Annotated in this window: 22 protein-coding genes and 1 tRNA gene; 9 read left to right on the top strand and 14 right to left on the bottom strand. The window is 64.2% G+C overall.

What is annotated here, in order from left to right; translation table 11 throughout:
• Window positions 1-332: 332 nt before the first annotated feature.
• Window positions 333-650, top strand: a complete 318-nt coding sequence (locus QMG61_RS04660) for a hypothetical protein (RefSeq protein ID WP_283493160.1) — start codon at window positions 333-335, stop codon at window positions 648-650.
• Between the two features lie 1,270 nt (window positions 651-1,920).
• Here QMG61_RS04660 and QMG61_RS04650 read toward each other — a convergent pair.
• Window positions 1,921-2,526, bottom strand: a complete 606-nt coding sequence (locus QMG61_RS04650) for a hypothetical protein (protein ID WP_283493159.1) — start codon at window positions 2,524-2,526, stop codon at window positions 1,921-1,923.
• A 1,591-nt stretch (window positions 2,527-4,117) separates the two neighbouring features.
• Between QMG61_RS04650 and QMG61_RS04645 the strand changes: the two genes are divergently transcribed.
• Both QMG61_RS04645 and QMG61_RS04640 read left to right on the top strand, forming a co-directional pair.
• Window positions 4,118-4,600, top strand: coding sequence for a hypothetical protein (locus tag QMG61_RS04645; RefSeq protein ID WP_283493158.1), 483 nt, complete (start codon window positions 4,118-4,120; stop codon window positions 4,598-4,600).
• A 248-nt stretch (window positions 4,601-4,848) separates the two neighbouring features.
• Entirely contained in the window at window positions 4,849-5,043 is a 195-nt protein-coding gene (locus QMG61_RS04640; protein ID WP_283493157.1) for a hypothetical protein, read from the top strand.
• Window positions 5,044-5,738: 695 nt separating this feature from the next.
• Here the strand turns inward: QMG61_RS04640 and QMG61_RS04635 are convergent.
• The 3 genes from QMG61_RS04635 to QMG61_RS04625 are packed head-to-tail and all read right to left on the bottom strand — an operon-like array spanning window position 5,739 to window position 7,531.
• Window positions 5,739-6,479 (bottom strand): aminoglycoside phosphotransferase family protein, encoded by a 741-nt coding sequence (locus tag QMG61_RS04635; protein WP_283493156.1) that lies wholly within the window; start codon window positions 6,477-6,479, stop codon window positions 5,739-5,741.
• A 9-nt stretch (window positions 6,480-6,488) separates the two neighbouring features.
• Window positions 6,489-6,920 carry a GntR family transcriptional regulator gene (locus QMG61_RS04630; protein WP_283493155.1) on the bottom strand — a complete coding sequence of 144 codons (432 nt, stop codon included), beginning with the start codon at window positions 6,918-6,920 and terminating at the stop codon, window positions 6,489-6,491.
• Window positions 6,917-7,531, bottom strand: coding sequence for a hypothetical protein (locus tag QMG61_RS04625; protein ID WP_283493154.1), 615 nt, complete (start codon window positions 7,529-7,531; stop codon window positions 6,917-6,919). The genes QMG61_RS04630 and QMG61_RS04625 overlap by 4 nt, the downstream gene beginning before the upstream one ends.
• 600 nt (window positions 7,532-8,131) lie before the next feature.
• Between QMG61_RS04625 and QMG61_RS04620 the strand changes: the two genes are divergently transcribed.
• Window positions 8,132-8,599 carry a hypothetical protein gene (locus tag QMG61_RS04620; protein ID WP_283493153.1) on the top strand — a complete coding sequence of 156 codons (468 nt, stop codon included), beginning with the start codon at window positions 8,132-8,134 and terminating at the stop codon, window positions 8,597-8,599.
• A gap of 257 nt (window positions 8,600-8,856) precedes the next feature.
• Here QMG61_RS04620 and QMG61_RS04615 read toward each other — a convergent pair whose 3' ends face one another.
• The 10 genes from QMG61_RS04615 to QMG61_RS04575 all read right to left on the bottom strand — a co-directional run bounded on the left by QMG61_RS04615 (window position 8,857) and on the right by QMG61_RS04575 (window position 16,479).
• The gene (locus tag QMG61_RS04615) at window positions 8,857-10,059 is read right to left on the bottom strand and encodes an LCP family protein (RefSeq protein ID WP_283493152.1); all 1,203 of its coding nucleotides are present in this window, start codon (window positions 10,057-10,059) and stop codon (window positions 8,857-8,859) included.
• Between the two features lie 301 nt (window positions 10,060-10,360).
• Complete coding sequence (locus tag QMG61_RS04610) at window positions 10,361-10,906, bottom strand: hypothetical protein (protein ID WP_283493151.1); 546 nt, start codon at window positions 10,904-10,906, stop codon at window positions 10,361-10,363.
• Complete coding sequence (locus QMG61_RS04605) at window positions 10,903-11,649, bottom strand: hypothetical protein (protein WP_283493150.1); 747 nt, start codon at window positions 11,647-11,649, stop codon at window positions 10,903-10,905. The genes QMG61_RS04610 and QMG61_RS04605 overlap by 4 nt, the downstream gene beginning before the upstream one ends.
• The gene (locus tag QMG61_RS17510) at window positions 11,646-11,942 is read right to left on the bottom strand and encodes a PadR family transcriptional regulator (protein ID WP_502847006.1); all 297 of its coding nucleotides are present in this window, start codon (window positions 11,940-11,942) and stop codon (window positions 11,646-11,648) included. The genes QMG61_RS04605 and QMG61_RS17510 overlap by 4 nt, the downstream gene beginning before the upstream one ends.
• A 618-nt stretch (window positions 11,943-12,560) precedes the next feature.
• Complete coding sequence (locus QMG61_RS04600) at window positions 12,561-12,815, bottom strand: hypothetical protein (protein WP_283493149.1); 255 nt, start codon at window positions 12,813-12,815, stop codon at window positions 12,561-12,563.
• 179 nt (window positions 12,816-12,994) lie between these two features.
• Entirely contained in the window at window positions 12,995-13,507 is a 513-nt protein-coding gene (locus QMG61_RS04595; protein WP_283493148.1) for an RNA polymerase sigma factor, read from the bottom strand.
• A gap of 44 nt (window positions 13,508-13,551) precedes the next feature.
• The gene (locus tag QMG61_RS04590) at window positions 13,552-14,145 is read right to left on the bottom strand and encodes a hypothetical protein (RefSeq protein WP_283493147.1); all 594 of its coding nucleotides are present in this window, start codon (window positions 14,143-14,145) and stop codon (window positions 13,552-13,554) included.
• 287 nt (window positions 14,146-14,432) lie between these two features.
• The gene (locus QMG61_RS04585) at window positions 14,433-14,975 is read right to left on the bottom strand and encodes a hypothetical protein (RefSeq protein WP_283493146.1); all 543 of its coding nucleotides are present in this window, start codon (window positions 14,973-14,975) and stop codon (window positions 14,433-14,435) included.
• A 695-nt stretch (window positions 14,976-15,670) separates the two neighbouring features.
• Window positions 15,671-15,742: transfer RNA gene (locus QMG61_RS04580), tRNA-Arg, on the bottom strand.
• A gap of 107 nt (window positions 15,743-15,849) precedes the next feature.
• Window positions 15,850-16,479 carry an iron ABC transporter ATP-binding protein gene (locus QMG61_RS04575; protein ID WP_283493145.1) on the bottom strand — a complete coding sequence of 210 codons (630 nt, stop codon included), beginning with the start codon at window positions 16,477-16,479 and terminating at the stop codon, window positions 15,850-15,852.
• Window positions 16,480-16,533: 54 nt separating this feature from the next.
• Between QMG61_RS04575 and argS the strand changes: the two genes are divergently transcribed.
• The 5 genes from argS (at window position 16,534) to thrC (ending at window position 23,173) form a co-directional block, all read left to right on the top strand.
• Window positions 16,534-18,207: an arginine--tRNA ligase gene (gene argS, locus QMG61_RS04570; protein ID WP_283493144.1), complete on the top strand. Its 1,674-nt coding sequence runs from the start codon at window positions 16,534-16,536 to the stop codon at window positions 18,205-18,207.
• On the top strand, window positions 18,207-18,989 hold the full coding sequence (locus QMG61_RS04565; protein ID WP_283493143.1) for an LmeA family phospholipid-binding protein: 783 nt from the start codon (window positions 18,207-18,209) through the stop codon (window positions 18,987-18,989). Before argS ends, QMG61_RS04565 begins: the two co-directional genes overlap by 1 nt.
• Window positions 18,990-19,215: 226 nt before the next feature.
• Window positions 19,216-20,718, top strand: a complete 1,503-nt coding sequence (lysA, locus tag QMG61_RS04560; protein WP_283493142.1) for a diaminopimelate decarboxylase — start codon at window positions 19,216-19,218, stop codon at window positions 20,716-20,718.
• Window positions 20,715-22,052, top strand: a complete 1,338-nt coding sequence (locus tag QMG61_RS04555) for a homoserine dehydrogenase (protein ID WP_283493141.1) — start codon at window positions 20,715-20,717, stop codon at window positions 22,050-22,052. Before lysA ends, QMG61_RS04555 begins: the two co-directional genes overlap by 4 nt.
• On the top strand, window positions 22,052-23,173 hold the full coding sequence (gene thrC / locus QMG61_RS04550; RefSeq protein ID WP_283493140.1) for a threonine synthase: 1,122 nt from the start codon (window positions 22,052-22,054) through the stop codon (window positions 23,171-23,173). Before QMG61_RS04555 ends, thrC begins: the two co-directional genes overlap by 1 nt.
• Window position 23,174: the final 1 nt, after the last annotated feature.

The raw sequence follows: 23,174 nt of genomic DNA, 5'->3' as shown, positions 1-23,174 counted from the left end.
TTGCATCTACGAGATGCCTCCTTGGTTGGTGAATAGTTTGTCTAAGTAACAACTATTTTACCTGATCAGAGGGGCATTCTCGGTTTAACTCGCCGTCACGGAATCAAAGCCGACCGGTGGATTGAGGCTAAATGAACCACCGGCCAGACAGCAACAGCCAAGGGGTCGGTTGCGATAGCGTCTCTGTCGCGTGTGCGGGCCTCTGCGGTATCGCGCGAGCGAGACTAACAGAGGAACCCCGAGCACCCCGAACGGGGGATTGCGGCTCAGCACCGCTCGCAGGAAACTCAGGTCCACTGGGACTCTCCTAGTAATCCTGAAATGGGGGAATTGTGAAGAAAGTCTTTGCAACTGCGGCAACGACGCTCGCGCTCGCAGGCTTGATGCTGGTCGGCACTGCGGCACCTGCGCAAGCAGACACTTGGGGCTACAACAACTGTGTCACTGCGACCGTGCGAACCCATTCGCACTCAAGCTGGGGGACCACCCACACGCAAACCCAAAACGGCACCGGCAAATTTTCCAGCACCATCTTCGTCATGGGACCCGTTCTTGAAACGCACTACGCGAGCTACGGGTACCACGTCACCTCTGCGTCGTCGATCACTTCAAAGGGTTGGCTGTACTTCGCAGCCAACGAATGTTTCTAGCAGTAGCGTCCTAGCTGTTTCGGAACGCCAGACTTCGCCGACCCCAATGGCAGCGAAGTCTGGCGTTCCGGCCAGTTACCGAGTTTGGCACTGGTGGGGTCCCTGACCCAGAAAGTGATTTGCTCGCCCATACACGGCAACCGGCGAAGCGCGCTATGTATTGCGGGAAACCAGCCGGGTGTCAGCGTTTCTCGAAGAGTAGACCCACCCCGGCAATGCTGGTCCTATTTTCGATTGGAAGCGCTGCAACTTCGAGAGCCTCGTCACAACGGAGCTCCGCGACGGGAAGAACGAACTAGTTGTACCAGGCCATGACGTTGGTGACACTTTCGGGGTTGTGAAGAAGGAGGATCTCCGGGCCTTTGTTGAGGTATCTGAGATCTTAATAAGCCACGGAGGTCCTCATGGGCCACGTTAACGCGCGTTTGACTGGATTCCGACGACGGTCCTCGTCCAGGTGAAGGGTGGCAGCGGGGTCGTTCCAGCCCTGGATGAATCGGGTGATTGCGGTGATGAGTTCCTTAACAGAGTCGAACGAGCCGCGGCGGATGGCTTGTCTGATGACGATCGTGAAGAACACTCCTACGGGCTTCAGCCGGGATCCCGAGGTCGGGGTGAAAATGCATGGTGATACAGGGCTTCTTTTCCGGCCCCAACATATCCTCGGCGTTGTGGGTGCGGTAACGGTCCGCGACGATTGTTAGCGGCCATGCCAAACTGGGCGGTTTGGCCATTGACAGACGATGCTGAGTCGCTTGTCGGGGCAGGCGCAGGCAAGCCGTTTCATGAAGTTGAGGAACTCGACCCTGCTATGCCGGTCCGACCACTTATCGGGGACCGCTACAACCGTCGCCGGCGTCACTCTTGGATCGGCCACGTCACACCAGTGAACTTCGGGATGCAATACTCGTCACAGGCCGCAGAGATCCAACTCGCCGCTTAACCCGCGCCTGGGGTCAAAAGCCAGTCCACGACGTTTGGCCGACCGCTACGCGGCACGTCCTTCAAACCCGCAAAGGCCTGCTGAAGGCCGCTCCCGCCACTTGATCACCGTCGCCCGAGACATCCCCAACCGACGCGCCACCTCCTAGGTCCGGACCCGTTCGCGACCGCCAACACTATCCGCGCCCGCTCCACACGCCCAGCAGCCACCGTAGACGACCTGGTCCACGACGTCAGCAGCGCACGATCCTGGACACTGAACTCCACGGCAGATGATGACATGCGCATCGGCGCACATTGAAACAAACTCAGGACTCACGGCCTAGGATCAAAATCCTGGAGGGGTTTGGGGACAATCTTTGTTCAATTTGTACCATTGATCCTGCGGTAAATCTGAAGTGTTCGCGTACGGCTCCCAGCCATTGCCCGAATAGTAGGATTCGATGAATAGCTGTCTAGTCGGGGGTTCAGGGACAACGACGCCCCGCTTCTCAAGGCACGGAACCAAGCGGTTCAGGTAGTCGTCATAGAGGGAACTCAACCTTTCGCCATCGAGCGGAATGGAGGATTCGGGATCAACTGGATACATCGATCTGCACTCGAATCCTGCCAAGTCAAAGGCTTGTTGCTGCGCCACGTTTCCAGAGTAAGTTACGCCGCCGTCCGGAGTAATTGTTGCCGCAAAGCCGAATTCGGTCAAGCATCGCCCGAACGTGTCCGGCCAGTCGACTAAGGCGACAAATCGGATGCGATCTACCTTCGGCCGGTGGGCATCAGGGTAAACGGACGCGAATTTCGCCCACTCTTTGTTGAGTTCTGTTCTCGCGAGCGATTCTCTCGCGTGGCTCGGGGCGGGGGAGGAGTCAGGGAGCGCCTGAGATGAGCACGCCGCCAATGCCGCTCCAAGAGAGACCACGATGGCGAGGTTGATCACTACTTGCCATGTTCTCATTCTTCCCCCAGATAGATGAGCCACAGCCGACGCGTCCGACGCTAACCTGCCGACCCCAGCGACTCCCTCGTCATGATATCGTGCCTACACCGCTTCGCGGTTCAGGGACTGCGCGACAGGACAGCCCCTTTCACAAGGGGTGGCGTGACGCTAGCTTGACCAATGAGGCGGAGATCACTGCCAGTCTGCTGTTAGCGCCGGCCACGTAGACTCATTCTCGGGTCAATAGTTGGGGGATCAGTGTGGTGAATTGGACTTGGCAGAAATGCAATCCGTGGGTGGGGCTGTCCGTTCGTGTCACCATGGCGGCCTTCATCGTCGTAACCCTCAGTTCGTGCGCGGCGGCCGCAGCGCCGGTAGGACCGGTTCCGACATCGAGAGCAGATGCCATTGCCCAGGTTCTGTCTTGTCTTCGCGATAGCGGCTGGGACGCGAAGGCAGGTCTAGATGGAGGCATCACGTACAGCGGGCGAGTTGAGCAAATGGACCAGTATGCCAGTGACAGCAGTCGGTGTTCCGACAGCGTTGAGCCAGCTCGTCAGAGAGACCTAAATTCGAAGGAGATGCACACGATCTTCGAGGCACAGACCAAAACGCTAAATTGTCTGCGCGCCCTCGGATACGATCTCCCGGACGCGCCGTCGTTTCAGGTGTTTGTGGACACGAAGGCTTCGTGGGCACCATACAACGAACTGCCGTCGTCCACGTTCGCTGCCGGGACCGCTCCCATAGAAGAGAAGTGTCCCCAACCCCGTCTGTGACCCGACTGTCTTGTGGCTTGTCGAGCGGCGAAGCGTTGGTCAGGTTGATGGAGGTGACGCCGCGGAGCACGGTTGTCTGGCAAGGGCGGCCAAGGTTTCGTTGAGGCGTCTTCCTTTCCGCTGCGGGCGGTTCTTGGGAATGTCGCGCCACGAGCCGTTGCCTTTCTGACAGGACGATTTCGCGGACGTAGGCACGTATTTCGACGTCACTGGAGCCTTCGACGTCCGGGGTGCCTGGGCTCAGCAAATCGCGGACGCGGACGGTGAGCGTCGGCAAGTTGCGTTCGGCCATCCCGCTGGAGCCTTGAGGTTCACCGTGACACATTGGGATTGCCTTCCTCCGAATCGAGCGTGCCCCCGCAAGTGACGGTCGGCACCACGGTGATCAACTTGGTGCCCCGACGAGTGATAGAAGGCGCCATGCATCTCGCCGTCACTATTCCGTCACGGGAATGCGGCCCAACGATGGTTGCCAGAAGGGGTGGAGCCCCCAAGAAATCTGGCGCGGACACGTATCGTCAACCTGCCCATGGCAGTCTGAGTCGACCTACTTCGAGGGCCCTGACGGCGTTATCCGCGAGCTAGTCGCTGGGAAGGCGTTCACGGCCTGAGGGTGCCCGCATGCCGGACGATCAGCGACGCAGGTCGAGCGCGAAAGTCGCCATTCCCGGGTGGGGCTCGTCGAGTTTCACACGCGGAACGCCTGTTGGCACACATTCCGGCACTCATCGTCTGCCATTTTTCATGGCCTAGATCGATGACCTTTGACGAGGAATGGCCGCGTGGTAAATCTGGATGCTAAAGTCTCGGTTATGTCCGTTCCCGACCATCCTCTGATGCCCGACACGGAGACTCGGGTTTCCGTCCTGCTCAACAGGATCCACGTGCTCGGCACTGTTGAGGGTGTCACAGTTATTGCCGAACGGGTCGACTTCACAAACGAGCGAGTGTGGCTACACGGGCGAGCCGTGCCCAACAGCTTGACCGAGCAACTGACAACCGAGTTCTGGACCGCCGGCCAGCGCTGGCGCAACGTGCAACAGTCACAAGGTTGGGAAGCTGCGGGGGAACCGCCGCGAGGACCCGGTGAAATAATTACCCGTATCGAGGTCACGCTGGCCCAAAATGGTTCGGGAGTGAACTTTGATCGCCAACTCTCGGTTGGAGGATCAGGAACCGAATGGCGAATTGAATGGTCGTGGCCGAGACTCAACGGTGGCACGCTGAAATTCATCGGAACATCACCGGGGGCAGAAGACAGCGAACTCATCGTCGAGACACCACCGCCCAACTAGGACACGACAGGTGGACTCCGGACGCCGGCCGCTCGCAAGTCAAACCTCCCCCGCTCCCGTTCGTTCTCTCAATCGTCCCGTGGCACCAGCTGTTCCTCTGGCTCCTGTACCCCCACCTTTCACGATGTCGGACGATACGTTGTCGTCTTCATCGGGGAACGACTACGGGGAATCGCTGCCCGGCGGCATGAGCTTGTGCGAGGCTGTCACTCATGTGCACCTCAACCGCGCGATTCAGGAGCTAGCTCATGCGCGAAACATTAGTCGTCCAGGGTGTCCTGGCCTTGATCGGCGTCGCATTCGTGATCGCAGGTGGTGCGTTTCTGTCGACCAGCGTGCCGCTTGGACTACTTGGTGCGGTTGGTGGCCTGCTCGTCATCGGGGGAGCGATTGTCGTTGTGCTGCGTAAGCAGCGAACCATGAGCGCTCATCCGCATAAGTAACCCTGTGCGGGCTGGCTTGCCCACAACGCCGTCCTGTTTCTCCGGAATGCCCGAGGCTGTTGACAAGTTCGCTGTCACGGGACAAGCCTGTGAAGGTGACGACACCTAAGAGAAGCCCTACGGCTCTTGTGCCCCGTGGGACGAACGATGACGACCTCGAGGTCGTTGCCTGGGGCGGTCCTACCGGGGAATGGCTCGAGACTACCGTGGCGGTTCGACCGAGTCCCAACCTCGAATACTTCATTCGCACTATGCACCGTGAGGGGATGCGGCCGATGGGGCACGGGGTCGGTGTCTCTCTGGATGGCAGTATTCAAGGTGCTGCCCGAACGGCGGTGATGGACTTGTTTCTGTCGGCGATCCCGCCGGAAGTACCTGGGCCCGAGGCGATCGCTGTCGTCGAGGAGGCTATGGGCCGCGCAGCCGAACTCGGCGATCAAGTTCTCAACCGGGAAGTGTGGTCTCTGGATCGGCTGGATGTTGACGATCGAGTCTTTGCTCTGCTCGTACTCCGCGTTCCCGAAGGATTCGCTGCGGTTGCCGATATCGGTCCGTGCTTCGTCGGAGCCTACGGTCGATCGCAGCCACCAGCGTGGCGGTGGACCTTCCGGCGAGCCGCAGAACTGCACTCCTCCCTGTGAGTCCGAGTTCGATCTGACTCGCGGGGGAACCTCCTGCGGAATGGTTGATGGGTTTCAAAGTCCGTTCGGCACGAGGCCACGGAGCAGGTCGCGGTCGCGGCGATACAACGCCGCATGCCGGATGAACGCGGCGCGGCCCGTATCGGCCGCTCGACGGTCTGTGAACTCGGCCAGGTCATCCAATCGCTCTGCTGCCACCCGTAGGACAGCATCCGGCTCAAAAGGGTGACCGTAGGCACGGATGAGCGCCTCGAGCCGATCAGTCCGCGCGTCGGCCCCTGGCGAGTGATCGTCAGCGTACTCGCCAAGCGGGACGAGCCGGTAGGCCAGGTATGCGAGGTCCCAGATGCGAGGGCCTGGCGAGGCGGTATCGAAATCGATCAGACCGGTGAGGTGACCTGCCTGGAAAACCATGTTGTAGGGAGCCACGTCGTTCAGGCAGACAACCTCAACCGGATGATGTGTGGGCAATTGCCAGTGTCCGGGCAGGTGCACGATGGGTACGCTCGCGTCGTGCACGCGGCGCAGAAGTGCACCGGCTTCCTGCAGGATCGCCGGCGACCACATCCACGCGCGCATCGGGTGGTTGCCGACTTCGCCGGGCAGGAACGACAGGACCTCTCGTCCATGTTGATCCAGCCCCAACGGCTCCGGTACTTCGACGATGCCGGCATCCCGGAGGGCGGTGAGGAACCGGTTAACGGCGGGCGTCCACGGACCCGCCGGCCGACGCACCGTGTCTCCCACGCGAACCACTGAGTTTGAATTGCCGCCTGTAAGGGCTTCTTCGTCCATCAACCCACGCTATCGAACCTCGCCGGAGTGAGACGTCCGGCGGTTCACGACCACCCGCTCGATTTCCCGTTGGGAACGGCAGGCGGGCAGGTGCGTTGTCTCTGTTCGCCAGACGGCGCGGAGGATCGCGATGGTGTCTTCGAGGGAGACGAGTGCACCTTCGCTTACTTCCGCGAGAGCGCGGGCATGCTCAATGACTGCCTGTGGCGCTCGGTATGCGCCGGGGGCAACGCGGGTGCCCGCGGCGGTGCGGGTGACGATGAGGCCGTCGCGTTCCAGGGACTTGTAGGCCTTTGCGGCGGTGGCTTGGGCGACGCCGAAATCTCGGGCGGTTTGTCGCACGGTCGGCAGGCGTTCGCCGTCTCCGAGTTGTCCGGAGCGGATCGCCCCGCGAAAGAGTGCGTCGATTTCGTCCGCGGAGCTCGGCGTGGTCCCGGTCATCGACGTGGTGCAGCGGTCGATGCTTCACGCTCGGGCGTTGCGGCGCGGAAGCGACGTGCCGCGAGTGCGGCACGGGCGGTGTCGACCGAAACTCGGAGTAGGAACGCGACCCCGCCAGCCTGGAGCGCATAGCCCAGCAGGTTCATCGGTCGGGCGATCGCGTCGTAACCACCGGCAACGAAGATGCGGGAGGGGGACTGATCGCTGGAAACCCACTGCTCGTTCAGCCCGACCAGAGCTTGCCCGGAGGACCCGGTGTGCATCCACACGGCTCCGAGCGTGGTGATGAGGCCACCGAGCAGGATGAAGGTGAGCAGTCGAGCGGTCAGCTCTCGTTCCGAGCGCACACTGGAAGCAGTCGATCGGGCGAACAGAGGCCGGTTGGCGTCCGTGTGCAGCACAGTGAAAAAGACGGCGCAGGCTAGTGCGAGCGCCACGAGTGTGGCGAGATGGTTCGGCCACCCTGCGCCGGACAGGTACCCGTACCCGCTGTTGAAGCCCATGTAGATCGGCAGGTCGGTGTAGTCGGGAACGTTGCCAAAGAAGGGCCCGTCTTCGGGCGCGGTCGTCGCGATTGCAATCTGCCACACTGCAGTCAGTGCGAGCATCATGGCCGTGATCCCGGAGATCCCGAGCAAGGTTCGAGACGCAAACGCATGCCACGGGCGGCGCGGAACAACCGTCCGCTCTCCCGGCGCAGGAAGCGGCATCCGGCCAAGCGCGACGGCTGTGACAGCCACCACCACAGTCGCCGCGAATAGCGGAGCCGGCCGACGCCACCAGCCATCAAACCCGGACGCGTCAAACGTAGATGCGGCGATAGCGCTGACCGTCGTCGCGACAACAACGACGAGCAAAGAACCCGCCACTCCCGCCCACGCGAGAGTTGCCGTGCGCCGCCCGGACTGCGGGAGCGAAACGATTCGTCGCGGCCGAACCCGCGACAGTGCGAACAAGATCAGACCGAAGGTGATGGCCACCTCCAGAGGCAGCAGAGCTTGAATGGCATGTACGAGGGGGAAGAGCATCGAGGCCTCCAGGAGATCGACTCACTCGCGAGAGTCGCGGGTTTGTGCTGCAAAGATGGCACAATATTGTGCTATCGAAACAGTGCAAGCTCACGCGCGGCGATTCGTGCGCAACCGGTGCCGGGCGTCCCAATAAGCTGATGACGGGGCACGTTTGCCTCTTCGACCCTGGGGGAGGCCGCCGTGCGTAATTCGTTCAAGCTGTTTGTCATGATCACCGCAGTTGCGGCACTGTCCTCGTGCGCGGCCGCCCCGACAGCGGCACCGTCTGAGACGACCAGCAGCACGCCCGGTATGGAGTCCGCGGCGCCTCCAGCGGCTCCCCAGGCGAACCTGTCTCTGGAAGAACTGCACCAGAGGTACGTTGCCACCGGACTGCCCTGTGACTGGACACTCACGAAAAACGTTGTGCTCGGCGCTGTGGAGTCCGGGACGTGCCGCGACACGGAGAATGGCCTGAATACCTTCTTTACCCAGGCGGATGTTGACGCTCTACTGAAACTCAACGCGGAGAGCGATGAACCGGGTCTATTCCTGGTCGGAGCCGAGTGGGTCGTTGGCAGCGAACACCCTCAAGACCTCATCACAGCTCAAGAAACGATGGGCGGCGAGTTGTGGCCCGCAGACTCACCGTTCTTCGACGGAAAGTAACGCGACCGAGGTCCTCCTCCACAACGGCCCTCAGCCAGGCAGCACATCGCTTGGGCACCGCCCGCTGATCGAACCGAAATGGGAACCTTGAAGGGTCCTGTAGTTTCGAGGGCTGAGGGACTTGCCTCGCCAGTCGGGTAGGGCGATGCCGTTCCCTGTGACCTTCTCCGTCGCCAAATCCACAGGGTAATGCTGTGGAACGAGTCGTCCGGGCACGTTGGCGGTGTGGCTCATAAGGTCGGTGGAAGCTTCGCGATTCAATTGCCCTTCGTGCAGGTTTGGTCGGCCGCGGTCTGTCCGGTAACGCTTGACGGCAGCACAGCGTTGGTCGCTGCGGGAGAGGGCACAGCCGCTGGTGACGCGGGTGGCGCCGTGGAGGACGGTATTGAGGTTGCAGTGCTCGCGGGGACAGGGACGCCCGGGGTGCTGGTCGCGAGTACCGCCCCTCGTCCCGGGGCCCCGGTGAGCTGCACCGGTTGATCCGCGACCAGTGCAGTGTTCAGGACTTCGGCGGCACTGGACTGGGCGATGACCCGTCCTGAATCGACCGGGTCAGTGACGGTCGGGTACTGCAGGAAAACCATGTTGGCCAAACCTGTGTCCTTGAGTGCGAGGGCAATCTGTACCAGGGTCGTCGGATTCGTCAACGTGTCAGAGAGGACCATGTTGCCTGTCGCCGCCTTGGCCAAGGAGAACAAAGCGATCGGGTTGCCGAGGACGCCATCGCTTTCGACCTTGCGGGCCAGGGCTGCCATGAAGACCTGTTGGTTGCTGATCCGACCCAGGTCGCTGCCATCGCCCACGCCTTTCCTGCTGCGGAGGAACGAGAGGGCATCCGCACCGACGAGAGTCTGTTGCCCCGCCTCCAGGTGAAGCGGGGGGTTCGTGTACAGGTCGTTGACCGCTGTGGCCAGGCAGACGGTGACCCCGCCCACAGCGTTGGACATCGCAGTGACGCCATCGAAGCTGATTTGGGCAGCGTAGGGGATCTGGAGGCCGGTCAAGTTCTCGATCGTCAGCACGACGCACGGCAGGCCACCGCGCGACAACGTCGTGTTGAGCATCACCCGGCTGGATGCCGATGCGGTTCCGCCGTCCGGTTGCGGGCACGCTGGAACGGCCAGCATCAGGTCCCTGGGGAAGCTGACCACGCTCACGCTCTGGTGGTTTTGGGCGATGTGCAGCAGCATGGTGACGTCGTTATTGCCCGCGCCGGAACTGCCCTCCAACCCCGCGCTGGTCTCAAAGGCCCCGCCCTGGCCGGAGCGGGTGTCCGAACCCGTCAAGAGCAGGTTCACCCCGCCGGCGATCGCGCTCACGTCCGCCGCCGGAGCGGCTGTGGTGCCGGCATCCTGAGCGATGTGGTCCAGATAGACTCCCGGCTTCACACTGCTCGCGAGATCCCACGCGGCAATCGCTCCAACAGCAGACCCGCTGACGAGCAGGACCCCCAACGTCAATCCCAACGTCTTCGCTACCGTTTTCCACGGTCCCCGACGTGTCAATCGTCCGTGCCGGATCGGCTGACCCGAACGCCGGTCACGCCGTCGTCGCTGTTCCTGGTTCGTCACGGTCCACACATTTCCGCCCGTCGGAGCGGACCGGGACATTTAAAAAAGATCAACTAAAGCAAAGTGCATGAGAGAAGTGTCCAGCCACGCCTGTGGCGGCCCCTCCTGGGGAGAATCCCCAGAAGATACTGATGTCCGGTAGCGAGGTATCGGCCCTGAGCAGGCGGGAGGATTCCGGAACGACCACCCGTCAATGATTGTTGTCGTTGCCCATGACGTGGACGGCGTAACCCCAGCATCCAGCCTCGTCCCAGTGGTAGTCGGCGCCGCCTCCGGTGTCACCGTCCAGTGCGAGGTGGGCCCCTGCCCGCTCGGAGGTCGGAAGAGTGTTCTCCCACATCACGGGAACCACGGCGCCCTCACGCTCCCAGAACGGTTCGAAGGTGTACGCGTATCCCTTGTCTTTCATGCACGCGGCCGTAATCGTCTGCGTCTTTACCCATCCCCTGCCGTTGGCCTGCTCATCGGGGGTCATCGCTTTGAATGCGTCGGATTCCATTGAATCGGCGGTGTCGGCAGCTTCGATCGCGTTCGCTTCCGGTGCGCTCGGCATGGCGGTTGGCGAGGGGGTCACCGTGTCGGCGCGGACACGGGCGGGTTCGACCAAGCGTGCGTGCGGCGAGTCCGGGGCTGCGGTGTTGAGCGTCGCTGCCGCTCCCATCCCGAAGACCGTCAGCGAGAGGGCCACGAGCACTGCTCCGAGCACACCGATACTGACCGCGAGTTTCTTTTTCATCTCGCCATTTCTCCGATGGTTTTGAGTCGGGTGCCGGTGTCGGCAGAGGAAGTCCGGTGTTCCGGCCACCACCAGATCGCGGCCGCAATGAAGAATGCACCGAGCCCGGCGATGAGGGTGTTGCTGGCAAGGTCCCACCCGGGCATCGTGAATGTCAGAGCTCCCACCGTGGCGCTGAGGGAGTACATCTGGAAAAGGCCAAAGTGAACGAGCCCAAAACTCGCGAGTACCATGAGGAGAGCACCCAGGAAACGTGAACGGCGGCGAGACAGCAAGACCAGCGCGCCGATGGCGACGGCAACGAACGAGACGATTGTCAGTGCGGTTGCGGAGCCCGGCCGGATCTCTCCTGAGATCGAGCTGAGTGCAATCCGGGTGAGCACGAAAAGGCCCCAGCCCAGCACTGCGGAAGCAACGACGAGAACGAGCGCCGATAAGGCGCCCTCGACCCGACGTAGGTGAAAGCCGGTCGGGTCCGCGAGGGCGATTTGCCTTCGCTGTGCGTGACGCCAGCTCAGGTCGGCAGGAGCACCCCTCAGCGCCCGGCTAAGGATTGACCTAGCCACCCTGCGCGGCGAGGCCCCCGATTTCTCGGCCCAGATCGCGTGCTCGTAAAGGTCCGAAGCAAGTTCATCGCGCCGACCCTCAGCGGCGTGGACATCAACCTCACGTGTGTACCACGAGCACCAGCGAGAAACACGGTCAACGGCACGATGGTAAGGCACCGAGGTGATGACACTCATGCGAACGTCGCCCCCGCCCGGGCGACCCTCGGCACGGTCGTCTCTTGGCGGTTCGATTCTGCCTGCGCAGCGACGAGGGCGCGCGCACCTGCCGCAGTCACGGTGTACAGGCGGCGGCGAGGCCGTCTCTCGGACTCGGCACTGGCTGGGTCTTCCCAGCTCGCTTCAAGGACGCCAGATTCCGCCATCCGAGACAACGCCTTATAGAGGGTCCCGTGCGCCGTGAGCGCGGAACCATCACGAGAGGAAAGCTGCCTGGCCAAGGCGAAGCCATAGAAGCTGCCCTCACGCATTTGAAGCGCCAGCCCGGTTTCTAGAATGTCAACCTCAATCGGAAAGAGAGAACCCGGTCGTCTACGTGCCATACCGACAACTATAGGAAGATAAGTGCCTATAAGCAAAACCCCTGTTCGGGGCCCGACTGAAGCCATCCGCGCAAGAATGCGTCATCGTTACGCGGGGCACTGTCCGGAATCCAAACCTCCTCTCGAATCTGAGACGCCCAATGGTGGCGGCCTCCTCAGCGCCGCCGATATAGCGCCCACGTGCCCCCGCTTTCATCTTCAGAAGTCGCCAAGCGCCAGAAGCCGCACGCAAGGTTCCCCGCAGGCTTCTCAACAAAGGTTCCGCTACCGGGCACCCGGGCGGCCTCGCGTCGACACCGCGAACGGCGCCGCACCGCCATCTAAAGACGAAAGAACACCGCCATCTTTCGGTGAAAGCCACAGGCACACTGCTGGCGCGTGAATCTAAGAGGCAGGTGGTGACGTGTCGGTTGCTGGTCCCGTCAAAGGAACGGCTATCGGACGGCTTCGATCGCTATTGGGCTGCCCGGAGCGAAGCCAATACTGTCGCTCTTGAACCGGCCCCCTCGCTGGGAATGAACCAGCCGCGCACCTCCGCGAGATCCGTCATTTTCCGGTGATGAATGTACCGGAGAAGGAGAAGGTAGTGTCCGGTGCGACGTCGATTTTGAAGTTGTATTCCTTCGATTCGGTGGGGAGGGTCATCTGATAGCCCCCGCTACCGCCCTCACTGCCGCTCATGAAAATGGTCGGGTCTTCCACCAGTTCCACGCTTCCCTCTCCGCTGGACCATTGAAACTGCGCCATCAGGTATGCCGCATCCGGCGACGGATTCTGTACCGTGATCGTCGTGGGTCCCACCCCCGACTCCTCGACCCTGGGCCAGTCGGCCGGGTTCTGTCCAGATTCAGTGGACGGTGCTTCAGACTGTTGCGGGCTCGGTGTGGTTGCGGATCCGGTGGACATGCCTGCGCATCCCGTTAGCGAGGAACAGAACGCGACGGTGAGGACCGCTGCGAGAATGGTCAGTCGTGGTTTACTCATGGCGTCGTCGCTTTCGCTGTCGTGAATCGTAATTGAGCGGGAGGGTCGGCCAGTGCCGCCTGCAAACTTGTCTTCGCGCGTTGATATCGGCCGCGCGCGGTAGATTCCCTGACCTGGAGAAGACGTGCGGCGTCCGGAATGGTGAAACCATCCCAGTGCACGAGCACGATGAGTTCGCGTTGATTGCGCGGAAGCGACCGGACGGCCTGCCGGACGTCGAGAGCCTGATCGCTGACCACGACTCCCGTGACCGTTGCCATCTGCTCGCGCAATTCGTAGCTCAGGGCCGTTCGGCGGCGTTGGCCTCGGGTCCAGTTCGCGAGTACTCGCCGGGCAGTGGCGAACATCCACATCCGTGCGCCCTCTTCGTCTGAGGGGACCCGGTTCATCCTGCGCCAGGCAACCATCAGAGTTTCAGAAAGCAAGTCCGCCGCGTCCGCCTGCGGCTCCACCCTCCGGGCGAAGTATCCAAGCAGCACCGCTGCCATCTGTTCGTGTAGCTGTTGCATTCGCTCTGCTGCGGCTCGGGAGCTTGTAGAGTCGTCGGCGTGACTCACTGAGCTGTGCCATCGTCGCAGCGGCCGAAGCCCGAGAGGGTGACGCCGACACCAAGATGGCCGTGTCGGCGAAACTCGGCCACAACTTCGTCGTGAACCATCATCGCCAGCATGGTCCCCTCGGACAGCCCCTGCCTTTCCTGATTCTTGCGGTCGAATGCCGACAGATCGTCGAGGTCCACTGAAATGTTGGACCAATCGTTGTTCTGCAGAAACGCCCGCGCCTGAGCAAGGTTCCGGTCGGCGTTCGCATCAGCGGTCTTGGCATCCGAGTCCACGCGCATGACCTCGACACATTTCGCGCTCCCATGCCCACCAGTAACCGCAAACTCGCGCTCGATCATGACGTCCGGCTCCCAAGGAGCCCATTCAAGGATCGTCGGTATGGCAGAAGCACCGGTCCCCGCGATGAGGACAACACCCAAGCCGAAACCGACGGCAAAGTTGCGGCGTCGTCGACGACGCCGTGCCGGGCGGTCCAAGGCCGCGATCGATGCGACAAGATGCTGCGTGGACTGCACCAATGCCGGAACGGAATCGCGCTGAAACGGATTCGCCCGATTCAGCTCTCGATCTAAGTCGTCTTCCATTCGTCCCCCCACCGCTCAGAACGAAAACCTCGCCCTACCTCTACATGTCCGCCTAGCCCCAGTCCTTAACTAAACCGGAAAGAGAGCAGGGTCACATCCCGGTCTGCTCGCCCAAGCCAAGCGAAATCCTCGACCACTCCCAACCAACACACCCATCGAGAATACTTCGAAGAAGCCGCGGCCATACCTCCGATGTGCCAAAGGTGACCGGTGGGTGTTTCGAGGAATCCATGGTCGAACACTGCTCACGAATTGTCCTTGACCTGTGGCGCCACACCCCGCACCAGTTAGTGGGTCACGAGCGCGGATCCAACCTGGCCGGACACCTTGGTTCCGTTTCCATCCGGCCACCACAGCAATACTTTCTGGTTCGAGCTGTCGGCCGCCGTCCGTTGCAACTCAGCCAAAAGCGCGCGGGCCTCGGCCTTCGTCGGCACGACGCCGGCCACCAAGGACGACGTCACAGTCAGTTCAAGGCGCGGATGAGCCTGGACGAACGTCGCTATCGCTGCGACGGTCTGATCGGACACTCCCTGACCATCGCTGACGTCGATGGCCACCGACCACGCCGCGCTGTCGCCGACGTAGACCCACTTGAAGCCGAGAGCAGGCTCCCCTCGAAGCCAGGTGACCGCGCCAACAACTGACTCGGCTCTCTCGACACGAATGGTCATCGACGAGTCCAACAGTTGTGCCGTGGTGACATCCGGAAGCCGCGCCGCCTCCTTCACCAAAGCGATTCGTTCGCTGTCGGACGACAAAGAATTTGTCGGAGCAGGGGACAACCTGGTGGACGGCGGCGCGCCGAGGTAGATCCACCACTCGGCCACGCCAAGATCCGGAGCCGACTTCATCGTCGCAGTCGATGTCCCGAGCGCGGCCCGGACCCGGGCCACCTGCGCGTCCGTGATCCCGGCCGCTACCCGGACCTCGTACGTCGCCACCCACGGGGCCGTCTCGAGGTAATCACGGGAGACGCAGTGCCTATCCTCCGGCTGGTAATACCGCGGGGATACCGTACGAACACCGGGCACCGAAACAATGGAGTCAGCCGTCGACTGGAACGTCGCCGTGACCGACGGGGCCGGCTCAAGCGGTGAACACCACCCCCCGGCCCCACACCCACTCAGTGACCCGGCGACCGCCGCAGCAATGACCACGACCGCAGCGACCCGAATTGCCCTCATGCCCATCAGCTTGCCACGGGCCGCCCGCCAGCTGATCCGCCCTCGAGTTCCAGGTCCTCCCTGAGCAAGATAGGACTGAGACGTGGATATGCCCGTAAGACGGACCGCATGCGGGAACGGCCCGCTGAATGCTGGTCTGCGCCGACCGCCGGGAAGACCCCGTCGCGTTTGACCTGTCCGGAGAGAAGTCGCGCACAGGTGCGTCAACTGCGACAGGCTGAGGTCGGCATTTGCGTGGCGGCTGCTCAAGACCGCGGCATGGCTCTCAACGAGCCTGGCAGTCGGTTGGTCCGAACTAGGTGGCAAAAGTCCGAACTCGCGTGTCACGCGACAAAATGTGCCCCCAGGCAGATTCGAACTGCCGCCCCTGCCTCCGGAGGGCAGTGCTCTATCCCCTGAGCTATGGGGGCCAGGGAAAACACTAGGTTATCAGCATCCTGACGCCCGATGGTTCGCTTCGACCCGGATCGGGCGGTCGAGCGTAGCCGCGCTCGGGCGGCAACGCTCGACCGTGCGGCTACTGGAGGTGCGAGAGTGCGGCCGACATGAGCCGCTCTGCGTCGCCCGGCTCGCCGAAAACGGGGGAGCTGAGGGTGACCCAGTACTTGTCGGTGAAGACCTGTGCCTCCCCGGCGCCACCCTTGTTCTTGAAGAAACCAGAGACCGGCGCGGAACCATAGGTGGGCACGGGATTACTGTCGGCGATGGCCTGGTCGGTCAGCGAGATCATCAGCACCGGATTGGGCAGGGCCACCGAGATCTCGACCATTTCACCACTGGACTGGTTGAGCAGCCCACAGGCAATGCCCTGGTAGGAAACCGCAGTCTTGGCGTTCTCCGAGGTCGCAGTGAAGCCGGGCGCGGTGCCGTAGTTCGGGTTGAACGCGTAGACGTCGTCCAGGGTGAGCAATTCGCCACAGGATAACGCGACAGCGGCGCCAGCCGGCGTCGGCGTGGGCGTCGGGGTTGGAGTCTCGCTGGGCGTTGCACTCGCCGACGCGCTGGGCGTGCTGCTGCCGGAAGCCGCGGGGGTTGCCGCGGGGGAGCATCCGGTCAGTGCCGCAATGGCAAGGGTGCCGGTCACGAGGACCAGGCCGGCACGCAGGCGCCGGCTGCGAAGGAGAGAGGGCGAGTTGGAGTCAGTCACGGGTTGACCCTACCAAGCGAGGTGTCGATATCCGGGCCGGTAAGCTTGGTTTCTGTGACCCCCGCCGAGCTTTCCGAATCCCTGTTCGCCCTGATCCAGCAGTTGGGCGACCGCCGACGCCAGTCAGGGAGCGAAACCGTGCTCGATCTGACCCCTTCAGACGTCACGCTCGAGCGCCCCCGCAACCGCGACCACGGCGACTGGTCCTCCAGCATCGCGATGAAGATCGCCAAGCCGCTGGGCTCCACACCGCGCGACATCGCCGCGCAGCTCGCCGAGGGACTCGAGGCTCTTCCCGACGTCGCCTCCGTCGAGGTCGCCGGTCCCGGCTTCATCAACATTCGTCTGGAGGCCGCAGCCGCTGGCGCGCTGGCCAGGACGATCGTCGAGGCCGGCCCCCTCTACGGCACCGGCCACATTTACGACGGCATCAGGATCAACCTCGAGTTCGTCTCCGCAAACCCCACCGGCCCCATTCACATGGGTGGGGTGCGCTGGGCCGCCGTCGGCGACAGCCTGGCCCGCGTGCTCAAGGCCGAGGGTGCGGATGTCACGCGCGAGTATTACTTCAACGACCACGGCTCGCAGATCGACCGGTTCGCCCGCAGCGTGCTGGCCGCCTATCTCGGGGAGTCCACCCCGGAAGACGGCTACGGCGGCGCCTACATCGGCGACATCGCCGACCAGGTTGTCGCGAAGTTCGACGGCGAGATCGGTTCGCTGGCCAGGGATGAGCAGCAGGAGGTCTTCCGCAGCATCGGCGTCGACCTCATGTTCACCGAGATCAAGGAGAAGCTGCACGGCTTCGGCGTTGACTTCGACGTCTACTTCCACGAGGACTCCCTGCACGAGTCCGGCGCTGTCAACCGGGCCATTGAGCGCCTCCGCGAGCAGGGCCACATCTTCGAGTCGGACGGGGCCATCTGGCTGCGCACGACCACATTCGGCGACGACCGCGACCGCGTCATCATCCGCTCCAACGGGGAACCGGCCTACATCTCCGGCGACCTCGGCTACTACCTGGACAAGCGCGAACGCGGATTCGACCAGAACCTGATCATGCTCGGTGCCGACCACCACGGCTACGTCGGTCGGATGATGGCCATGGTCGAGGCATTCGGCGACGTGCCGGGCGTCAACCTGCAGATCCTGATCGGGCAGATGGTCAACCTGCTCAAGGGCGGCGAACCGGTTCGGATGAGCAAGCGCGCCGGCACCATCGTGACCCTCGACGACCTCGTCGACGCCGTCGGCGTGGATGCCGGCCGTTACTCACTCGTGCGCTCCAGCAGCGACTCACAGCTGGACATCGACCTCGACCTCCTCGGTAAGCGCACCAACGAGAACCCCGTCTTCTACGTGCAGTACGCCCACGCCCGCACCCAGTCGGTCGCGCGCAACGCGGTGGCCGCCGGGGTCGACCGCTCGGCGTTCGCGCCGGAGCTGCTCACCCACGACAGCGAATCGGCTCTGCTCGGCGTGCTCCAGGAATACCCGCGCGTGGTCGCCCAGGCGGCCGAGCTGCGCGAACCTCACCGGATCGCCCGCTACATCGAAGAGGTCGCCGGCTACTACCACCGCTGGTACGACAACTGCCGGGTCATCCCGCTCGGCGATGAGCCCGTGTCAGATCTGCACCGCACCCGGTTGTGGCTGAACGACGCCACCGGCCAGGTGCTCCGCAACGGCCTCGGCCTGCTCGGAGTCTCCGCTCCGGAACGCATGTGATGGCCGACCGCGCAGCAAGGACTCGCCGGCGCCGGGGGATGGGCCTGATCGTCGGAGCCAGTCTCACCGTGGTTGGGCTCGTGGCCGTGTTCTTCATTGTCGACTCCGGAGCCCGCAGTTATGCGGAGGGGCTCATCAAGCAGGAAATCTCCGACAACCTCCCCGACACCGTGACCGGTGACGTCAGCGTCTCGATCAGCGGCATCTCGGTGATCGCGCAGTACCTGTCCGGCAGTTTTGACCGGGTCGCGCTGACCGCTCCGGCGCTCGTCGTTGACGGCGTCCCGGCATCCGTGCGGGTCGTGGCCACGCAGGTTCCGGTCGACCAGGACAAGCCCGTCGGCGACGTGCGCGGCATTGTCGATCTGGACCAGGCGGCGCTGAACGCCCTGCTGAGCCGCTCACAGGCCGCGGATGCCCCCGATGCCAAGCTCGTACTCGGCGACGGCGACGTGCGCTACACCGGCAGCCTCTCCGTGCTCGGATTCCCGATCGGTTACGAGGCCACCGCCACCCCGACCGCGGTCGCCGACTCGTTGCTGTTCACTCCGTCGAGCGCCAAGCTCACCGGGGGCGGCGGCAGCCTCGATGCCGGACAGCTCCTCTCGTTGATCGTCGGTCAGCAGCCGATCCGGGTGTGCGTGGCCCAGTACCTGCCGGATGGCGTGACCCTGGCCGGGGTGAACGTCACCCCGGAACGGGCGCGGATCACCCTCGAGTCGAGCAGCCTGCTCCTCAACCGCAAGTCGCTCACCACGGTCGGCACCTGCGCCGACGGGTGAGCCCGCGGCGCGCGCAGCCCCGCACGCCGGGACCGCGTCGCGGCGGCCGACAGGCGCCGCAGTGCGACGTAACACCGATTCGGCGCATCCTGCACCCGGTCGCTAGAATTGCCGCAGGTCCCCGCGTTCGAAGCGGCGGCATCCCTTCACTGGCTTCAGGGACCAACCCGGGTTCGCTCGCCACTCAGTGAGACACCCACTCGACTTTCCCGTGAGGTTTTCACCCGTGGCCACCAACCCGCTCGCCCCCGACTGGCTCGTGCTGCCCGACGACGCCAATGCGCTCGCCGACGGTCTGTGGCCCGCTTCGGCCGCCCGCGCCGACACCGGCGAACTCTTCCTCGGCGGGTGCAGCGCCAGTGCGCTGGCCGCCCGGTTCGGCACCCCGCTCTACGTTGTCGACGAGACGGATGCCCGCACCCGCGCCGCCGAGCTCCGCGCCGCCTTCGAGACCGAGTTCGCCCGCATCGGCACCAGCGTGCGCATCTACTACGCGGGCAAGGCGTTCCTCAGCACCGAGTTCGCCCGGTGGATGGTCGCCGAGGGACTGAACATCGACATCTGCACCGGCGGTGAACTCGCCGTGGCGCTCGCGGCCGGAACCCCGGCGCACCGGCTCGGTTTCCACGGCAACAACAAGTCGCTTGCGGAGATCGACGACGCCTGCCGGCTCGGCGTCGGCACGATCGTGATCGATTCGCCGCTCGAGATCGCCCGAGTTGCCGAGGCCGCCGGTCGGCACGGCGTCGTGCAGGGTGTGCGCCTCCGCGTCAACAGCGGCGTGCACGCGCACACCCACGAGTTCCTCGCCACCTCCCACGAAGACCAGAAGTTCGGCGTTGTGCTCGAGGATGCTCCCGGACTCGTCGCCCGCATTCGCGCGGAGGCCAACCTGCGCTTCATGGGCCTGCACTGCCACATCGGCTCGCAGATCTTCGGGGCTGACGGCTTCGCCGAGTCCGCGTCCCGCCTGCTGGCCGTGCACGCCGCCCTGCTCGCCGACGGCCCGGTGCCCGAACTCAACCTCGGCGGCGGTTTCGGAATCGCCTATACCTCCGCCGACCGGCCCACTCCGGTGGCCGAGCTCGCGGCCCGCCTGGCCGAGATCGTGGCCGCCGAGTGCACCGAGCGCGGCATCCCCGTGCCCGTGATCGCCTTCGAGCCGGGGCGGTACATTGCCGGCCCCGCCGGGATCACGCTCTACGAGGTGGGCACCACCAAGGCGGTCGACGTGTCGGGCAACCCCCGTCTCTACGTGAGCGTCGACGGCGGGATGAGCGACAACGCGCGCTTCGCCCTCTACGGCGCCGACTATACGGTGCGGCTGGCCGCACGGTCCTCCGCGGCCGAGCCCGTGCTCGTGCGCCTCGCCGGAAAGCACTGCGAGAGCGGCGACATCGTCGTCGACGCCGACTATTTGCCCGGCGACGTCGCTCCCGGAGACCTCGTCGCCGTGGCCGCGACGGGCGCCTACTGCTGGTCGCTGGCCAGTAACTACAACTTCGTCGGCCGCCCCGCCGTGGTCGCCGTGCGCGATGGACGAGCACGGATGCTCGTGCGCGGCGAGAGCATCGACGACCTGCTGGCGCGGGACACGGGGGTCTCGACAAGCTCGACCACCGGGGCTGGGTCGACCAGCGTGGGGGTCGCGACAGGCTCGACCACCGGGGCTGGGTCGACCAGCGCGACAGGCTTGACCACCGATCAACCGAAGGAACCCATCCGATGATCGAATACCGCAATCTCCGCGTCGCCCTGCTGGGCGGCGGCTCCGTCGGCGCCCAGGTGGCCCGCCTCCTGCTCGAACAGAAGGAGGAACTCGCCAACCGGGTGGGTGCGAGCCTCGAACTGGTCGGCATCCTCGTGCGCGACCTCGACGCCGAGCGCACCGTCGACCTGCCGCGTGAGCTGTTCACCACCGACGCCGAGTCGCTGATCCTCGGCGCGGACGTCGTGATCGAGCTGATGGGCGGCCTTGAGCCGGCCCGCAGCTACATCCTGATGGCGATCAATTCCGGCGCGGATGTCGTCACCGCCAACAAGGCACTGCTCGCCACCCACGGCCCCGAACTGTTCGCGGCCGCCGACCAGGTCGGCGCCCAACTGAACTACGAGGCCGCCGTCGCCGGCGCCATCCCGATCGTGCGCCCGCTGCGCGACAGCCTCGGCGGCGACCGGGTCAACCGCATCCTCGGCATCGTGAACGGCACCACCAACTTCATCCTCGACCGGATGGACACCGACGGGGACACCCTGGAGGAAGCCCTCCGGCTCGCCACCGACCTCGGTTACGCCGAGGCCGACCCGACGGCCGACATCGGTGGCTACGACGCCGCGCAGAAGGCAGCCATCCTGGCGAGCCTCGCTTTCCACACGAACGTTCCGCTCGAATCCGTGCACCGCGAGGGAATCACCTCCGTGACCCCGGCGCAGATCGAATCGGCCCGGAAGGCCGGCTACGTCGTGAAACTGCTCGCGATCTGCGAGCGGCTGGTCGATGCCGAGACCGGCACGGAAGGCGTCTCCGCCCGGGTCTACCCGGCCATGGTGCATCGCAGCCACCCGCTCGCCTCGGTGCACGGTGCCAACAACGCGGTCTTCGTCGAGGCCGAGGCGGCTGGGAGCCTCATGTTCTACGGCGCCGGTGCCGGGGGAGTGGAGACGGCGTCTGCCGTGCTCGGCGACCTCGTGTCGCTGGCTCGGCGCCACATCGCCGGCGGCCCCGGTGTCGCGGCGTCCAGCCACGCCGAACTGCCGGTGTTCTCGATCAACAGCATCACCACCCGGTATGCCGTCACGCTCGAGGTCACCGACGAGCCGGGCGTGCTCGCCACGCTCGCCGGAGTGTTCAGTGACCACGGCGTCTCGCTCGCCCTGGTCGAGCAGTCGATGACGCCGGCGCAGCCGGGCACGGCAAGTCACGCGGCCGTGTCGTCCACGGCTACCCTTGTCATCGGAACGCACGAGGCAACGGAAGCGGCGCTCGCCGCCACCGTGAGAGACCTCGCCGAGAACAAATTTGTCACCAATGTCGCATCCGTTTTGAGAGTTGAAGGAGTCTGATGTCCAGCGAACGAGAGTCCCTGCCGCAGTCGGCCGTGAAGACAGCGTCCCGGCAATGGCGTGGAGTACTGCGTGAATACGCGGACCGCCTGAACATCACCGATGCCACCCCCATCATCACGCTCGGCGAAGGCGGCACCCCGCTCATTCCCGCCCCCGCCCTGTCCGCCCGCACGGGTGCGCAGGTCTGGGTCAAGTACGAGGGCATGAACCCCACCGGCTCCTTCAAGGACCGCGGTATGACCATGGCCATCTCGAAGGCCGTGGAAGACGGCGCCAAGGCCGTCATCTGCGCCTCCACCGGCAACACCTCCGCATCGGCCGCAGCGTACGCGACCCACGCCGGGATTCAGGCCGTCGTGCTCGTGCCGGAGGGCAAGATCGCCATGGGCAAGCTCAGCCAGGCCATCGCGCACAACGCCCAGCTGCTGCAGGTGCAGGGCAACTTCGACGACTGCCTCGACATCGCCCGCGACCTGTCCGCCAACTACCCGGTCCATCTGGTGAACTCGGTCAACCCCGACCGCATCGAGGGCCAGAAGACGGCCGCATTCGAGGTTGTCGAGGTTCTCGAAGACGCCCCGGACATCCACATCGTCCCCGTCGGGAACGCCGGCAACTACACCGCGTACACCCGCGGCTACTCGGAAGAACTCGAACGCGGCGCGACCTCGAAGATGCCCAGGATGTTCGGTTTCCAGGCCGCCGGCAGCGCCCCGATCGTGCTCGGCCACCGCGTCGACCACCCCGAGACCATCGCCAGCGCGATCCGCATCGGCAACCCGGCCTCCTGGGACCTCGCCCTCGCGGCGCAGAAGCTCACGAACGGCTACTTCGGCGCCATCACCGACGAGAAGATCCTCGAGGCGTACCGCATCCTCTCCGCCGAGGTCGGCATCTTCGTCGAGCCGGCCTCCGCGATCAGCGTCGCGGGCCTGCTCGAGCGCGCCGAGGCCGGGCTCATCCCCGCCGGCTCCACCGTCGTTCTCACGGTGACCGGTCACGGCCTGAAGGACCCGCAGTGGGCCCTCCGCACCGCGGACGGCTCCGACGTGAAGCCGACCATCGTGCCGGTCGACACCGCGCAGATCGCCAGCGTGCTCGGACTGGTCCACAAGTGAC

It is taken from the genome of Cryobacterium sp. PH31-AA6 (genome assembly GCF_030063195.1).
Lineage (GTDB): Bacteria > Actinomycetota > Actinomycetes > Actinomycetales > Microbacteriaceae > Cryobacterium.
The sequence above is the reverse complement of the archived record's forward strand: the minus strand, read 5'-3'. Positions and strand labels throughout refer to the sequence as shown.